This window comes from Rheinheimera gaetbuli, from assembly GCF_054781935.1.
The window spans coordinates 98,265-114,555 of record NZ_BAAGTL010000012.1; the positions used below are offsets into that span (position 1 = coordinate 98,265).

The window sequence follows — 16,291 nt, forward strand, 5'->3', positions numbered from 1 at the left end:
ACTAACATTTCACAGGAGACACAAGATGGGTTACGAAGTAGATTTTTTAGGTGTCGGTAGCGAGTCAAAAAGCGGTGACGCGATAGCGATTCGGTTTGGTAATTTGCATGGCCGCCGTGACGAACAAACCGTGGTAATCATTGATGGTGGTTTTAGCGATACCGGTACGGCACTGGTTGAGCATATCCGCACATATTTTGGTACTGATAGCGTTGACTTGGTTATCAGCTCTCACCCGGATCAAGACCATATTAATGGCCTCGAGGTTGTACTTAACGAGCTCGAGGTAAAAGAGCTATGGTTACATCAGCCCTGGCTACACAACCATAAGCTGGCGGAAGAGTTTTCTGATGGTCGCTTAACCGACTCCAGCCTGGGTGAGCGTTTAAAACAAAATTTAGAGCGTGCCTGGTCACTGTCCAAATTGGCAAAGCGCAAGGGTATTCTTCTAAAAGAGCCCTTTACCGGTCTGATGGATAGAACGGGTTCGGTTAAGGTGCTAGGGCCAAGCCAGTCTTATTACGAGTCACTTATTCCTGATTTCGATGGAATGCCTTTGCGCGCCGCAGCAAACGCTGTCGCGAATGAGAGCTGGCTCGATAAATTCTTGAAGTCGGTGAAGACTTTCTGTGCTAGCTGGGGCGAAGACCATATTTCAGATGATGGTAAGACGTCAGCTAAAAATAACTCCAGCGTTATTACTCAGCTTATAGTCGATGGTAAACGTCTGGTCTTTACCGCTGATGCTGGCATTCAAGCGTTAGAATATGCAGCAGATGAGATTGATGGTTGCCTCTCGGGCGCTATGCTCTCCCTTATCCAAATCCCGCATCATGGTAGCCGCCGCAATGTCGGCCCTACAGTGTTAAACCGTCTTATTGGTAGCCCGGTGGCAGAAGGTTTACAACGCGGTGTGACCGCGATCGCCTCAACCGCCAAAGCCAGTGAGCCAAAGCACCCTCGTAAAGCAGTATTGAATGCGTTTTCTCATCGTGGTGCACGAGTATTAGTAACACGCGGCCAGGGAATAATGCATTACCATAATTCTCCTGGTCGCGCAGGGTGGTCTTCACTGACAGCTGAGCCATATCACTTCTCGTATGAAGAGGAGGTGTAAGCATGGCCTGGATATCACTAAAAACTCAAAACATGCCGACCTTAGCACTGGTGATGATTGCGCAGGTTGCAGTAGCGTATGGCCTGTCAAACCCTAACTTTGACTGGGCTGGCTTGAACCTGTTCTCGCCGGATACAGTGATAGTGACGTTAATAATCGTGTTTGCTGGCCTGTTTAGTAGTTTGCTGCCGGCTTCGGTTAAGCATCAATTAGTGTACTTGCGTTTGCATAATGTGTTGCCAGGCCATCGCTTTTTGCATCTGGCAGCGCACGACCCTCGTATTGATTTGCTTGCACTGCAACACAAAGTTATGCCGCTGATGCCACTAAATGCTGATGAGCATGTGCAGAACCGAGTGTGGTATCAACATATTTATCAGCCGTTAAAGCAAGCACCGCTTGTAAAAGATGCGCATAAAGGCTTTTTGCTCTGGCGTGACAGTATGGTGGTGTCATTAGTTATTGCTGTAATGCTGGCATTCGGATTCGTCGCTTTACCTGTAGTAGCTGTTGCTTTCTCACCTTATTCACTTTTAGTGCCGTTGTTGTTTGCTATGTCCAGTGCGCTTGCTGCTCATCACCATGGAAAAAGAATGGTGACTAATGCTGTTGTCACCTGGCTGATGCAGCCACGTTCTAATCAGAAATAGCGAACTGAAGGAGAGCGAGTTATGGCATTTTTAGTGAATCAAAAATTTGAAGCTAAAGCGGTTCTGATCTCGAATTTGCTGGATGGTACACGGTTGGTATTTTCACAAGGCAGGTTTGATAGTTGGTGCATTTATCATTTGCGTAATGGTTTTGCCCATGCCATCCGCGATGAGGATGTATTTTCCTTGATGCAAAAATATACCACGACATTACAACGATTTGGGTTATATCGAGATTTTCTAACTGTGTTCAAATTAGTGACAAATGACATTAATTATGGTGTAGTCAATAACATAACTCGTATGGCAAAACAGTATGAAGAGCCTAATGAGGTGCAGTTTATTCTGACGTTTCTTTACGCAGGTATGGTTGCAGAAGAAAATAAGCAGAAAGCCATTTTAAAAAAATATATTAAACGGCTTGGTGTGCACCAGGTACTTATAGAGTGCATGCCCGCCAGGATGGCAGCAAATTACTCACGGCAGAAAAAATTCCGGGAGTTACAACTCGAGTGTGAGGCAAGGGGCTTTTATAGCCAGGATATTGCATTGAAGTTAAGCGCATAAAAGGATTTAGTGGTTATGATGCAGAATATACAGACTGTTTTAAATGCAGCGATTACCCCCTCTGATTTTATTAGCACGCTGCTTAAAAAAAGGGGATTGATCTCTCCCTCTGGGCAACCTCTTTTTTCGTATCAAATCTCACACGAAGAATATTTGTCGCTGCGCGAAGTGACAAAACGCTTTTATCCCAAAACATCACTAACTGCCTCGCACCATAGCCATTGGGCCGCTTGCTTCGTGTTGTTTTGTTCTGAGTGGTACAGGAGAGAATATCAGACAGCGGATGGATGGCAATGGTCTCCAATATGGCAAGAACTGGGGTTACAGCTTGATCAAAATGACCTTCGTCAGATCGTGCCCATGGGCCTTGAGCTATTTTGGAAGAGACCCGTTCGCCGTTTTGAGGTATCAGGAACCAGGACTTTTTTAGGCTCAGTATTTATTGAGGGGGGCTTGCCTTTCCAGTTGATACGTCAGTCTGATAATAAGTTCGGTTCGCTAGTATGGCGGGTACTGAAAAACTATTTTCGTGTTGAATTATTGGGGATCGAATTAACGGAGTTAATTAAGCAGAACGTTACGTATTTGCCTTCTGTTTTCTCAGAATCTGAGAGCATTGAACTTATTGCCAGCGTGATTAGAAATCTGATGCGACTAGCAAATAAAGTCGATCTTAATAACTTGGAGCAAAAGCCTTCAGAGCAATTAGATAAATTAATACCAAATTGGCGCGAACAGTTCCCGATACCTTTGGATGACGAGACGGGCCGTGAGTTGCTTAACAATTGGCTTGAACAGGCGAGTAGTGCCAGTCAGTCAATAAAAAATGTTCAAACGAAGCTAACGTGCGATCACGTCATTGATATCGACACGCTCAAGATCAAAACAAAGATCACATTTCCTAAAAGCCTCAGTTTTAATATCGAACGATCACAAGTTAGCTCAACCCGGCTCGAGCTTGGACTGGATGAAGGCACTAAAAAGTCTGCTCAATTGGGTAGCGTCTATGCCCTGTTTGATGGGCGGGTATGTAAAGTCAGGCCAAGAGTAAAAAGCATCGTGGTTAGTCGGGGAAATCCGCACACACCACTATTTGTTGAACTCACAGAGTCAGGAATATGCCGGGATAGACAGGAAATATCAGCATCAGCTTTCCCAATAGGTGAGACTCCTATTGGTTTTGAAGAAATTAACAATAGCTTGAGCTACTGCGGACAATCTAGCTTTAGTGTGAAAGCCAAATCGATCTATGTACTTGTCTCGGCAACAGCTAGGTTGGAGTCGTTGAGCGGTGTAGTGGATTTAGAAAAAACGTTATCGTATCAGGGCACATTACTTCATTGGTACAAGGTGTTTGGTGAAGTTCGGGTACAAGACAATGGTAACCGTTACCGTATTTGTACTAACTCAACTTATAACAGCAGTGGTGCGTTCGAATTATCTGGCCAAGAGCTTCAATGGGAAACTAGGCCCACCCGAGTTTACAAAGGCTTGCCCAAAGTAATATTGCCAGACGCTGACAGTCAAACAGCGACCAACATGTTTGAATTTATCAACGACAAGCCTAAACATGCATTAAAGAATCACGAGAAATATGGCATTCATACTTTTAGCCTGAAAAATGCAGAAGGTGATGTACTTTTAAGAAGAAAATTAGGTGTATTGCCGGATGATTTGATGCTCAACTTTCACTCCACTGCACAGGGAGTTGAATTACACATTTTTACCAAGACAACGATCTTCGTTGAGGTTGTGGTAGAGGGGGCGCAGTGTGAACATAGTAAACAAGAGCACACACACATTTATTTTCTGCGTGTTGGACTGAAGCCACCGTCAACTATAAGACTGTCCATTTCTGCCAATCTTGGTAGTGACCCAATTGAAATAACGTTGCCATTTCCAGCTGCTGGCGTGTTTGGTTTTGATAGCAAAGGGGATGAACTTGGCACATCGCTTACCGTGCCTCAACTCTTGGGTTCTAAAGTTTTGCTCTACTCTGCTAAAGACTATATCGAGACCTTTACTTTGTCTGTAGCACTGAAACCAATTTGTCGTAATTCGCCGAGGTTCGAATCGAAAATTAAAGTTGGGAATCGACCAGTATCTATTAGCTTATATAGCTTTAAAGAGCGAATCATGGAACTTTTTGCTTTAAGTGCGCTGGATGATGGCATAGATGTAGAGGTTGAAATTGAAATTCGAAATGGCGTTAATGCAAAGAAATATAATGTCAGAAAATATATCACTGAGCTTGAAATAGATACGACCCAAAATATCGTTTCGTTTGTTGACACTAGTGCTATCGATACATTTAATGAGCAACCGCAAGCTATTAGAATAGCTGAACCTGAGCGGCATAGTGAGTACCTTCCTGCTAAAAAGCTGGGTGACATTGTAGTGGATCGATATGAACTGCTGCCGGCAATGTTTAAAGGCGATGTCTGGCTTATTATTCCTGGAGTGGGCAATGATCTCGCATTTAGACCACGGTTAGTAAATTTAAACGGTGAGCAGGAAAAGTATGCAGCCCAACGAATTGATACGCTTCAGTCAGCAGTAAGGGCTTATCACCCAATGTCCAACCCAGATGTCATTGGTTTGGTGATGTCAGATATGGCTGACAATATTGAACACCGAAGCTGGGGGTATTTGCGGGCGCTCTGGAAAGAGACTAAACACCTGCCATTATCAACATTTCAGGTTTGGCATGAGATTGCTAAAAATGAGCGAGCCTTAACCGTGGCATTGTTTGTCTTTGAAATGAACGAAGAGTTCATTCAAAAACTGGATATCGAGCTGCCGATTTTCTGGGAGATGATCAACATAGATAGTTGGAAACAGGCGATAAAACAGTATCGGTTATTTATCGGTCGTTTTTTGCCAGATCCTAAAATAATCACTTCTCGGCTAGATGAGTTGTTTTTAAACTTAACTAGTTGTGTTTCCTCTTTTCCTGCGCCATTTGCCCACTTTTTAATTCACAACCGTTTTGAAAATAAATTGAGCATTACGCAGGCTGAGTTCGCGTTCAAACAATGTTGGTTGCAGGATTTAAAACGGACGAATTCAGAACTTGAGCCTAACGATTGGCCTATTCTTCTTAATGGAGCACTAAAAAAGGCCATTTCTAATTGTGAGGTCAATGGTTTGCTGGATTGCGAATACCATCAATCCTCTGTTGTTTACTACCCCGCAATATCAGCCGCTGTTGCCGCTGGCATTATGCGGATTGAAGACTATGTTCGGCTTGACCCTAATGCTATTTATGAAATGAAAAAAATTCGGGAATTCGATCGCGATTGGTTTGGCGCTGCTTACAGCTATTTCGTCAGCCTTTACGAAAAAATGAATAAAGAGAACGAAGCATGAAATATTTCACGAGCCTTGTTGAACAATCAATCAATCGTGCCAGAGAATCTACTTTGGGTGTATTAGGTATTACCAATCCAAATCTTAGAAAGTATCTGCAACAGCAGATGTCGAAAGAATGTGGCGCACCAGATTCTTTCTTGGCGGATCCAGTTTTGGAACACACATTCGGATGGGAGCAGGCAAAAGAACATACGCTGAATTCATTAATTGACACAGGCTTACTCAGTTCACCGCTTGTGAATTCATTAGATCAGCAAAAAGTGAAAAGTGTAGATGGTAAAGAGATTAAAAACAGATATCGCTTTGCCAGCCATTTTTCTCCGTATACACACCAATTAATAAGTTGGCAGACGTTACTGGCAGAACAGCCCAAGTCAGTGATTGTTACTAGTGGCACCGGCTCAGGAAAAACTGAATGTTTTATGGTACCTGTTCTGGAGGACTTGTATCGCGAATATACTCAATCTAATGCAAAGCTTGTTGGTGTTAGAGCGATTTTCCTTTATCCATTAAACGCACTGATTAGCTCGCAACGTGAGAGGTTAAATGCCTGGACACAAGCATTTGATACAAATATTCGATATTGCTTATACAATGGCAATACGCCTGAGAAAATGCGGAGAGTTCGAGATAAACAGAAAGAGCGACCAAATGAAATTTTGTCGCGGGAGTTAATGAGAGAGGAGCCTGCACCGATACTTGTCACAAATGGCACCATGCTCGAATACATGCTGGTTAGAAATATAGACTCCACTATTATCGAAGCATCCAGAAAACAAAAGTCATTAAGATGGATTGTACTAGACGAAGCTCATTCTTATGTGGGCTCTCAAGCTGCTGAGTTGTCGATGCAACTACGTCGTGTGGTTCAAGCTTTCGGTGTTGAATCCAAAGATGTTCGTTTTGTTGCCACCTCGGCAACCATCGCAGACGAGAATGCCAATCAGCAATTAAAAACATATCTGGCAAATTTGGCAAACGTTTCCGAAGAGCAAATTGTGGTAATTGATGGCACAAGAGCTGTGCCTTCACTGCCTTCTTTGACCAGTAAAAAGTACTCCTTAAAGCAGCTGGTGGCTGTTGATAGTGGTTTGGAGGTTTCAAAAGAGCGATTTCAGATGCTGTGTGAGTCGCCGATAGCACGCGAGATAAGACATAAATTCGTGAGCAATAAACAACGAGCTATAAAGTTATCTGCATTACGACAACATTTGAAAGAATGTTTCCCAAGCGAATCCTTCTCGACTTCAGAAATGCTTGAATGGATTGATTTATTAACAGGAACCAAGGCTGAGGAAAATCAGGAAGCATTTTTAAAAGTTAGGGCACATTTTTTCCAGTCGATGCTGAACGGCTTATGGAGTTGTATTGATCCAAAATGTAAAGAAAAAGTGGAGACGACACTCGAGGACAATTGGCCCTTCGGTGTGGTATACACGCGCCAACGTAGTCGCTGTAATTGCGGAGCACCAGTGTGTGAGGTGGGCTTGTGTGACGATTGCAATTCACCTCATCTCCTTGCTATCGAAAAAAACGATAAGACTTTAGCCCAGCGCGATATTTTTGTCTCCGATGAATTCTCATTATTGCTTGATACGGATGAAGTTGGTAATGAGGATGATGGTACTGGTTCCAAAAGTATAAAAACGACGTTCCCCGTTACTCTTCGCGCTTTGCCTGATAAGGCTGGCGAATATAAACCTGTTGAGATTGATAAAGAGACCGCATCAATTGGTACTGCATCCGACCCTATTCATTTATATCTATTTGAAGACTATGAAAATGAGTGTGGCTGTTGCGGTTACAAAGGTGTGCAAGGACGTAAGGCTATTCGCAGAGCAATTTTAGGTTCGCCTTTTTATGTCGCCAATGCGGTGCCTACGATTTTAGAGTATTGCCCTGACCATCAGCCTGATGAAGATAATAAATTGTCTCCGGCAGAACTTCCTGGCCGAGGGCGTAAACTAATTACGTTTACTGATAGTCGTCAGGGCACAGCCAGGATGGCCGTCCGTATGCAGCAAGAAGCTGAGCGTAGTCGCTTAAGAGGGCTGGTTTTTGAAGTTCTTCAGAATCGTCAGCTCGAAACTGAGGCAACTAACAAACCAACGATATCTACTGAGGATATTGACCGTAAGACAGGGTATATCGAATACCTGAAATCTAGAGGGGATCATAAGGCTGCTGAGAAGGAGCAGCAAGAACTAGATAATTTGATGGGAATTGGTGGTAGCGGTCTTATTTCTGTTTCTTGGGCAGATATGACCGACGCGTTATCTGAAAAAACGGATATTAAGCATTCCATCCTCGCATACAATAAATATGCTAACCCGGAATTGTTTGATGACAGTTTAGGAGCAAAAAGTCTGGCTAAAATGCTGTTGATTAGAGAGTTTGCAAGAAGACCCAAAAGGCAAAACAGCTTAGAGACACAAGGGATTATTAAGCTTAACTACACTGGCTTGGAACAAGTAACCGCTTTACCTGAGCGTTGGAAAAGCTATGGTTTTTCCACGCAGGATTGGCAAGACTTTTTAAAAGTTAGCCTGGATTTCTTTATCAGAGAAAACTCCTGTGTAGTACTGGAACCTAAATTGCTGAAATGGGTTGGTCGTAGGTTTTATCCAAAGCGGTTGTTGAAGCCAGATTCTAATGAAGATACCAGTAAGCGGATTCAAAAGTGGCCTCAGGTTACAAGTCAAAATCAGAGTAGATTGGGTAAGCTGTTAATTAAAGCCGCTAATTTTGATGTGTCTGACAGCGCTGCAATTGATATTGTCAATGAATGGCTAAGAGCAGCATGGAGTGCACTTACGACAAGGCGAATTTTAGACAATGAGGGGAATCTGTTCTACTTGAACCCTGACAAGATCACCTTTTCTTTCTCGGATACCGGCTTTGTCTGTCCTCAAACTAACAAGCTCATAGATACGGTATTCAGGGGGTTAACACCATATTTACCACATGATTTATCTTCACCAAATGTACTGTGTGAGAAAGTAACGATACCGGCATTCTGGGCTTTTGATATTTCTCAAGAAGATTTCGCTCAGGGATTGATTAAAGTTCGCGAGCTGGTTGGTCAAGAAAAGGGTATCGAATCACTTAGAGAGAGAAGTTTATGGACAGATATTAACGACAGAACCGTAGAAAAAGGTTTTTATTACCGTACAGCGGAGCACTCCGCACAGCAATCGGCAGACAGGCTAAAAAAATATGAGGATGACTTCAAGCTAGGCAACGTTAACGTTTTAAATTGCTCAACCACTATGGAGATGGGGGTTGATATAGGCGGTATATCTGCGGTGGTCATGAATAATGTTCCTCCTCACCCTGCCAACTATCTGCAAAGGGCTGGTCGTGCAGGGCGTAGTAAAGAGTCCAGAGCTATTACGTATACATTGTGTAAAAGCAACCCTCATGACCGACATGCATTTGCAGATCCACTTTGGCCTTTTGTCACCAATATTCCTGCTCCACACATATCTCTTAATTCGGAGCGATTAGTTTATCGCCATGTAAATTCATTATTGCTCTCTGAGTTTTTGCAGCGCGTTATTGGACCAACGGAGAAAGAAAAGACTGCGCTGAATCTGCAGTGGTTCTTTGAACCCGAACCAGAGCGGAAATCAGTTTGCGAGCGGTTTAAAGCGTGGCTGGATATCTGTTTAAAAGATGTTGAGTTAAAGATTAGGGGCCTCGTAAAGGGCACTACTCTTGAGTCGTTTGAACCGTATCGGTTGATCAACAATACCAGGAAGCAGATAGAAGGTCTGGAATCGAAATGGATAGGGCAATTTAATGATTTGTCGGAAAAACTGAAAAAGGCAGCAAAAGATTCACCATTTGAGTATCGAATTGAAATGGAGCTTGGACGTCACCGCTCTGAATATTTGCTTAAAGAATTGGCTGCAACAACTTTCTTGCCTGGTTATGGATTTCCGACCGATGTGGTGACTTTAAATAACACAAATATCGTTGATTACAGACGAGCTAAACAAAATAAAGATAAACAGAAGGAAATCCGTGAAGACAATATTTCCCTGTTGCGAGATATGCCAAGCCGCAATCTGGCAATTGCTATAAGAGAGTATGCCCCTGGATCTCAGCTGGTCATTGACGGAAGGGTTTTTAAGTCTGCGGGTATATCTTTGAACTGGCGAAAGTTTGGTGAGCGGGGCGGCGAAAAGTTTGATTTGGCTTGGAAGTGTGGCAAGTGTGGACAAACTGGATTGACAGACACTATTGTCGATGAAAGCGACCTGGAGTGTGATGCTTGTGGCCACTTAATCTCACTTTCCTCCAGATCGGAAATTAAGAAAACTCTTCAACCAACAGGGTTTGTGACAGACTTTTTTGATGAGCCGACTAATGATATCAGCTCTCAGAAATATGTACCCGTGCAACCGGCGTGGCTGGCTGTTGCCGGGCAATGTCAAACGCTTCCGAATCCATTAGTTGGACGCATGCGAGTTGGAGATAATGCAAAACTATTCCAGCACTCTTCTGGCGAACACGGTACAGGCTATGCGGTTTGTTTAAGTTGTGGTAAAGCTGAATCCATGATGGATGATGGTGAATATCCAAAGACTCTCCAGCCAAACGAAAAACATCGGCCAATACTTTCTACGCCAAAATCAAAAGATGACAATCGTTTTGAGGAGGTGTGTGATGGAAATCTTCAAAAAGAAATTCACCTGGGTTGTTCCAGCTACACAGATGCGTTTGAACTGACATTACGCCATCCTGTATCTGGTGAATTCATCGCTAATACAGAAGACGGTAAAACTATAGCCCTGACGTTGGCGGTGGCTTTGCGTAATGCACTTGCAGAGATGCGAGGTATATCAACCGCTGAGATTGGTTATCTCGTGAAAGCTGCTGTTGATGAAGTATCAAATATGCCGACAATGGTTATTCAACTTTATGACACGCTCTCGGGTGGCGCGGGCTTTGCCTCAAGTGCAGCCAAGGATATTAATGCATTGCTGCATAAAATGTATGAAGAGCTAATCTGTCACGACAATTGCGATGAAGTTTGCTCTTCTTGCTTATTGGATTCAAACACTCGGCATGACGCGAACAATCTAAATAGGCATGTTGCGCTTAAATGGCTGGGAGAGGATTTTACTTTCTTCCTACACCTTCCGTCAGAATATCAATTTATATCTAATGGTGAATATTGCTATCACTCAATAAGGGAAGAAATTGCTCACAGGATAAGTAAAGGCGCAACCAAGGTTTGCATTTGGTTATCACAGAATCCAAATGAATGGGATCTAAACGCCAGACAAGTACATCGCTATGTAGAACAGATAGTTGAGTATTACGGTGTTTCATTATCTTTTGTGCTGCCTGCTACTAAGTTATCTAAACCTGTTCAGCAAATCTTAAAACGCTATCAGGAACTTGGTGTTCAACTCGTTACTACGTCAACGGTGGCAGAAAACGGTGGGTATTTGGCTGTAGCCGTTGGTAACGAAAAGGATATGTATGGCATAGCAGTGCAGAATGATATTCCATTAATTCCTGGCAGTAATTGGCTGGATAGCCCGTCTGATTGCATGGTTGTATCGGCAAAGCTTGTTAGTGCGCCAATTTGGACTGGTGTCGACACATCGGATTGGTATCAAGTTAAAGCCAGTGAAAGAATTGAGATTAAAGCAGAACTTAATGGTCCTATCAAACAATTTGGTAATAAGCTGTGGGACGTCATCGGCACAAAGTACCCAATTATTACCCGAAAAATAGCTGAGATAGGTATTGAGTCTTTAGATTATACCGACAGGTATATCCAATCTCCCTGGAGCATTATTCTACTTGGTGAAGTAATGCGTAGTTTAGGCAGTTTACAGGCACCTTCTTTTACTATTAACTCTTTGTTTAACCCAAAAGATAAAACCGGATGGCGGTTGCATGATGACTGGGATTGTGAAGATGAATTTCAAAAAGTAGTTGATATCTGGTTTGAGCAAGGTGTTTCCTTGCCTGTGAATTTATCTATTCATAAGGACAGAGGGGCGGTTCCGCATCGCCGGGAATTGCTTTTGACGTTTAAAGATGGAGAGCAGTACTCAATTGCTTTCGATCAAGGCGTGGGGTATTGGTCTCATGATGTTAGTAGAGAGCTATATCGGTTTAATTTTACAGATATTAAAGAGCAACTTGAGCAAATGATTAAAGTCTGGAGCACTGGTCACGTCAAGAACAGCGCTGATTGGCCTTCTGTTCTCTATCTGAACAAACTATGATGTTCTTAAGTTGGCTAGCCGCTCAATCGGCTAGCCATAGTTTTAATTCATGACATGGGATATCGACAACTAAGTCGAGATTCTGAGTTAGTGATATAGCTAGCATCCATATATGCCTTTTAAACCCTCTCAAACAGATCCTCAACTTTGCAGTTAAATAACTCGCAGAGTTTATCTATTGTCTCAAAATCAACTCGCTGAGCTGTCTCTTTATAAAGAAGGGTTATTGTATTCCTGTTTAAACCAGTCTCGCGTGCTACGTCCACAATCTTCAACTTGTGCTCGCCCATAAGTCTGGCCAAGTGACATCTAATCAATTTTTGCTGCCCCTGATAACAAAAAGTCATTTAAAATGACAAAAAAACCTTGTGAATGTCATTTTGTGATGCTAAATTTCATTTAGAATGGCATTTTATGCTTTCAAATGTCATTCTGATACTTAGGGTAACTCACCTAAAGGGGTAATTCTATGAAAAATTTGTCTGAAGTGATGTTTGAAAATGAGGGCATTGCGCCAGTGCAAGGTCCTCTGGAGACTTGTATGCGCAATACACCACCAGATTTTGACGACATTCCGTCCACAATTCGCGCTGAAATTTTGCGCAAACGATTTCTAGGACAAACCCGAAGTATTACGTTGAGTCTCATGACGAGTTTGCGCATTAACCCGCTTGAGCGGCGTTTGGTACCAATTTGTGGCAAGGGAGACGAGTCTGACAACACTGAAGCTGTTTTGTACTGGGTTCGACGCTATTCATGTTGTGCAAGTTGCATCCGCAGCTTGAGTTTTTATGAAACGCAAAAAGACTTCCTGCGATTTCTGATTAATAAAACTGGCCAGGAGTATGTTGAATGAATACTGATTACTTACCTTTGCAGCGCTTGCAGCATTTCTTCTTTGAACGAGACACTGCAATCGGATTGCTTTATCTGTTTGGTGAGTTAGAGCTCACGGATAAACGGCGTTGCCTGATAAAAGTTGGGCCAGTCCTTCAGGTCGACAATCTTTGTGCACAGGTTTTAACGCCATTTGGGATCTACGTGTTGGGTGAGTTAATCACAACTAATGATGAGAAACTCATGTATAGGCAAATTTTTTCTTCACAGATTAAAAATATTTTACATGCAAATTTGGTTTCTGCGCCGCTATCTATGTTGATGCATTAGCCCCACTTTGGGTAATGAAACTGTGCTGTATCAAAACAATATTGTTGTGATTGTAGTTTTTAAAGTTGTCTATCACTATGTTTTTAATGATTTTTGTAGTTTGACTCGTCAGTTTTTGAATGCTAGTACTTTCTGACGTTTTAAGGATGGGGAACGGAATGTTGTCTATTAAAGACTCGACATTGAAAAAGTATAACCAGTGGATCTTAGATATCAATCAAGGATCTTATCGGCCGTTTCTTACTGTGCGTGCAGTAAACAAATTTGGTCGCCGGCACTGGTTATGGTGCGACAAACAACAGCGGGAGGTTCATCTCTTATCTGATGCAGAAAGACGTGCTTATGAAATTATGATGTCGCGCCCTGGAACAGTCGCCGTGATGGAGCAATATGCTCTTGATGTTGATGAAACCATCTCAATTGCTAAGGAGTTTGGTTATGTTCATCCGCGAAACTACAAAACGAAGCAGATAACAGTGATGACAACGGATTTTATTGTTATTACGCAAAATATTGTCAGTAATGAAAGTTCGTTGTGCTCAACTGCCTACACATTCAAGTACAGCTCAGATCTTTATACTGATAACACTTGCACGGAGTTTCTCCCGTCTGCTACTCGTACGATTCAGAAATTGGAAATAGAGCTAGAGTACTGGAATCGTCGGGGTATCCAGTACCGGATTATTACTGAGTTGAATGCGACTAAAGAACATGCTTGGAATCTTCAGTTTTGCAAAATTGGCCTTAAACAACCGGTCGAAAAAGAACAGGCAATAGCGTTTTCCGCCGTATTCTATGGAGTTTGGCAAAATCATCGCTATATGCATTTGTCAGAATTACTTCATTACAGCGCAGTAGCATTGAATGTTGAGCAGTCTGTTGCGGAGCAACTGTTCTTTTTTTGCGTTTTACACAATTTGGTTAAGCTGGTGCACTCCAGCAAATTACAGCAGTATCGACCGATTGAGCTGGAGTAATGCTATATGCCTTACATCGGAAGTGGTTACTTTAGCGATACTAAGTCATACAGACTGTGTGCCCTCAGCCAGTCAGGCGAATATGTTGCACTGTCTGATATGTCGAGGATGGAAAAGGGGAACTTTCAAAAGCCAATTATATTCACGCTTGATGAGTTAGATACTTTTTGTCGTGTAAATAATTTGACTGAGCGGGAGTATGAGTTGCCAGCTGAGCTCAGTTTTTCTGACAAGGCGCTGGTATCAAAAGGTCGCACTAATTGGCTAAAGAGGCGAGATGCAAACTGGTTAATGCTAAGCCCTCTCACCGCACCATGCTTGATTGAACAGTATCTTTTCGCTGATGGAATAAGCCTGCTAATATCAGAACAGGTTCACAACGGCGGCTGGGCTAATAAATCAGCATATTATAGAGCGCTAAATCGATTTATCGCATTAGGTATGACAAAGAATGCGCTGCTACCGGTTGGATTTAAAAATAGCGGCAGTAATAGCCCTACATTTAAAACTTTGGCAGACGTTAAGGCCAAACGGGGACGTAAATCAATATTACCCGTTGAGCGAACGCGAGGTGTTTGCGAAGCCGACAAGCGAAACATTCATGCTGTTATTAAAAAGTTTAAAGCCGTTGGTAAAAAATTTTCATTGCAGGCGGCATATCAATTATTTGATGTTACGTATCAACGAACAGAAATGCTGCGTGAACTTGACGATGGAAGTGCGCAAAAAATAATTGTCCCGTTTGCGAAAAAAGATTGTTTGAGTTACGACCAGTTTTACTACCATTTTCGAAAACTAGTCGATGCCGAAACGTTAGCTAAGATCCAACATGGTCATCTTAAATATGCCAAAGATATTGCACCAAGAACTGGATCGGCTCGTGATGGAATAGTGGGTGCGACACATCGCTATGAAGTCGATGCTACAGTTTTGGATTTATATGTCTCTTACCCCTATAAAGCAGGACTGGCTGTAGGACGTCCGGTACTTTATTTAGTTGTTGATGTGTATTCATCGATGATTGTTGGTATGTACTTGGGCTTCTCCGGTCCAGATTGGTCTGGTGTTGCTCAGGCGCTTGCAAACGCTTGTCTTGATAAAGTTGAATTTGCGCGCCGATATGGAGTAGACATCTCCGAACATGATTGGCCTGCCCATCATATTCCCAGGGAAATTACGATTGACAATGGTCGTGAATATAAGGACTGCGTAATTTCTAGTGCGCTAAAGAGTCTGTTAGGTATTTCTGCTGTCAATCTTGCGGCGGCTTATCGGGGCGATTGCAAAGGAACGGTTGAACGGTCATTCGGGGTTTTAAATGACAGCTTAATTCATCATTTATCCGGTTCGATTTTCAAGCAGCAAGATCGGACAGAAAGCCACCCTTCTAATGCTGCTACTTATACTTACCAACAAGTCGTTGGCATTCTTATCAGAGAAATTATTTATCAAAATAAGTCAGCTAATCGTTTGCAAAAGCTTGGTTTTAAAGCCGCGATAGATGGTTGTGGTATAACGCCTGAAGCGATTTATTTGCATAGTTTACTCAATGATATGACCGGGGGCCGGCCGACGACAGCCAAAGATCAAGCGAGAGTATATTGGGCTTTTCTACCCGAGGAGGAGGCGACGGTAACGGATCATGGAATTAGCTTTGGCGGTCTGGAGTACATTGCCGATCACCCTACTATTATGGGGATGTTTAGTACTGCCACGAAAAAGCGTTTCAAAATCCCGATTAAACGGTTGAAAGACTTTGTGAACTGCCTTTGGTATCAAGATAATAGCGGTGAGTTTATCAGACTGGATTTAAAAAATGTTAATAACGACAACCGCTTTTTAGATCTGCCATGGGAAATTGTCGAGCACCGGTTGTTTGAAGAAAAAGTAATTGAATATGGAGCGCAAGAGGATGGGCGTTATCTTCGTGCTGAGCGTGATAGCAAATTAGAGGAAATATTAGCTAACACTGATTGTAAATCAGTACTCCACGTCGGTAAAACGTCTACCCGAAAATCAATTCAGCCGGGTATGAAGCAGCGAAAAGTAGAGCAGCATAAACAGATACGTATCGCGGAAGGTGCTGAGATAACTAGAGCGCTAACGCATAACAAGCAGTTTTCCAATGACATTCCATCCGAAATTGATTTGTATGATCTTGATAATGAACTATTTAGTTAAGGGAAACGA

Annotated in this window: 10 protein-coding genes; 9 read left to right on the top strand and 1 reads right to left on the bottom strand. The window is 42.6% G+C overall.

The annotated features are described in order from the left end of the window. Window positions 1-25: 25 nt before the first annotated feature. Genes ACYVIC_RS11130 through ACYVIC_RS11150 form a run of 5 tightly spaced genes read left to right on the top strand, consistent with a single transcriptional unit; the run spans window position 26 to window position 11,957 of the window. A complete protein-coding gene (locus tag ACYVIC_RS11130; protein ID WP_460859931.1) occupies window positions 26-1,117 on the top strand; it encodes a ComEC/Rec2 family competence protein in 1,092 nt (363 codons plus the stop codon). Window positions 1,118-1,119: 2 nt separating this feature from the next. Further along, entirely contained in the window at window positions 1,120-1,767 is a 648-nt protein-coding gene (locus ACYVIC_RS11135; RefSeq protein ID WP_460859933.1) for a hypothetical protein, read from the top strand. A 21-nt stretch (window positions 1,768-1,788) separates the two neighbouring features. Beyond that, the gene (locus tag ACYVIC_RS11140; RefSeq protein WP_460859934.1) at window positions 1,789-2,334 is read left to right on the top strand and encodes a DUF7004 family protein; all 546 of its coding nucleotides are present in this window, start codon (window positions 1,789-1,791) and stop codon (window positions 2,332-2,334) included. Between the two features lie 15 nt (window positions 2,335-2,349). After that, on the top strand, window positions 2,350-5,703 hold the full coding sequence (locus tag ACYVIC_RS11145; RefSeq protein WP_460859936.1) for an STY4851/ECs_5259 family protein: 3,354 nt from the start codon (window positions 2,350-2,352) through the stop codon (window positions 5,701-5,703). Further along, window positions 5,700-11,957 (top strand): DEAD/DEAH box helicase, encoded by a 6,258-nt coding sequence (locus tag ACYVIC_RS11150; RefSeq protein ID WP_460859939.1) that lies wholly within the window; start codon window positions 5,700-5,702, stop codon window positions 11,955-11,957. Before ACYVIC_RS11145 ends, ACYVIC_RS11150 begins: the two co-directional genes overlap by 4 nt. Before the next feature lie 119 nt (window positions 11,958-12,076). On the opposite strand, the gene ACYVIC_RS11155 is transcribed toward ACYVIC_RS11150, so the two are convergent. Beyond that, the gene (locus ACYVIC_RS11155; RefSeq protein WP_460859942.1) at window positions 12,077-12,304 is read right to left on the bottom strand and encodes a helix-turn-helix domain-containing protein; all 228 of its coding nucleotides are present in this window, start codon (window positions 12,302-12,304) and stop codon (window positions 12,077-12,079) included. A 122-nt stretch (window positions 12,305-12,426) separates the two neighbouring features. Between ACYVIC_RS11155 and ACYVIC_RS11160 the strand changes: the two genes are divergently transcribed. The 4 genes from ACYVIC_RS11160 to ACYVIC_RS11175 all read left to right on the top strand — a co-directional run bounded on the left by ACYVIC_RS11160 (window position 12,427) and on the right by ACYVIC_RS11175 (window position 16,282). Then, window positions 12,427-12,813, top strand: a complete 387-nt coding sequence (locus tag ACYVIC_RS11160) for a hypothetical protein (RefSeq protein ID WP_460859944.1) — start codon at window positions 12,427-12,429, stop codon at window positions 12,811-12,813. Next, window positions 12,810-13,124: a hypothetical protein gene (locus ACYVIC_RS11165; protein WP_460859946.1), complete on the top strand. Its 315-nt coding sequence runs from the start codon at window positions 12,810-12,812 to the stop codon at window positions 13,122-13,124. The genes ACYVIC_RS11160 and ACYVIC_RS11165 overlap by 4 nt, the downstream gene beginning before the upstream one ends. A 158-nt stretch (window positions 13,125-13,282) precedes the next feature. After that, complete coding sequence (locus ACYVIC_RS11170; protein ID WP_460859949.1) at window positions 13,283-14,101, top strand: TnsA endonuclease N-terminal domain-containing protein; 819 nt, start codon at window positions 13,283-13,285, stop codon at window positions 14,099-14,101. 6 nt (window positions 14,102-14,107) lie between these two features. Beyond that, window positions 14,108-16,282: a hypothetical protein gene (locus tag ACYVIC_RS11175; protein ID WP_460859951.1), complete on the top strand. Its 2,175-nt coding sequence runs from the start codon at window positions 14,108-14,110 to the stop codon at window positions 16,280-16,282. Window positions 16,283-16,291 lie beyond the last annotated feature (9 nt).

Bases quoted from the DNA above. Each gene is read 5' to 3' on its own strand.
- ACYVIC_RS11155 (WP_460859942.1), bottom strand. From the start codon at position 12,304: ATGACTTTTTGTTATCAGGGGCAGCAAAAATTGATTAGATGTCACTTG.
- ACYVIC_RS11165 (WP_460859946.1), top strand. From the start codon at position 12,810: ATGAATACTGATTACTTACCTTTGCAGCGCTTGCAGCATTTCTTCTTT.
- ACYVIC_RS11175 (WP_460859951.1), top strand. From the start codon at position 14,108: ATGCCTTACATCGGAAGTGGTTACTTTAGCGATACTAAGTCATACAGA.
- ACYVIC_RS11140 (WP_460859934.1), top strand. From the start codon at position 1,789: ATGGCATTTTTAGTGAATCAAAAATTTGAAGCTAAAGCGGTTCTGATC.
- ACYVIC_RS11170 (WP_460859949.1), top strand. From the start codon at position 13,283: ATGTTGTCTATTAAAGACTCGACATTGAAAAAGTATAACCAGTGGATC.
- ACYVIC_RS11130 (WP_460859931.1), top strand. From the start codon at position 26: ATGGGTTACGAAGTAGATTTTTTAGGTGTCGGTAGCGAGTCAAAAAGC.
- ACYVIC_RS11135 (WP_460859933.1), top strand. From the start codon at position 1,120: ATGGCCTGGATATCACTAAAAACTCAAAACATGCCGACCTTAGCACTG.
- ACYVIC_RS11145 (WP_460859936.1), top strand. From the start codon at position 2,350: ATGATGCAGAATATACAGACTGTTTTAAATGCAGCGATTACCCCCTCT.
- ACYVIC_RS11150 (WP_460859939.1), top strand. From the start codon at position 5,700: ATGAAATATTTCACGAGCCTTGTTGAACAATCAATCAATCGTGCCAGA.
- ACYVIC_RS11160 (WP_460859944.1), top strand. From the start codon at position 12,427: ATGAAAAATTTGTCTGAAGTGATGTTTGAAAATGAGGGCATTGCGCCA.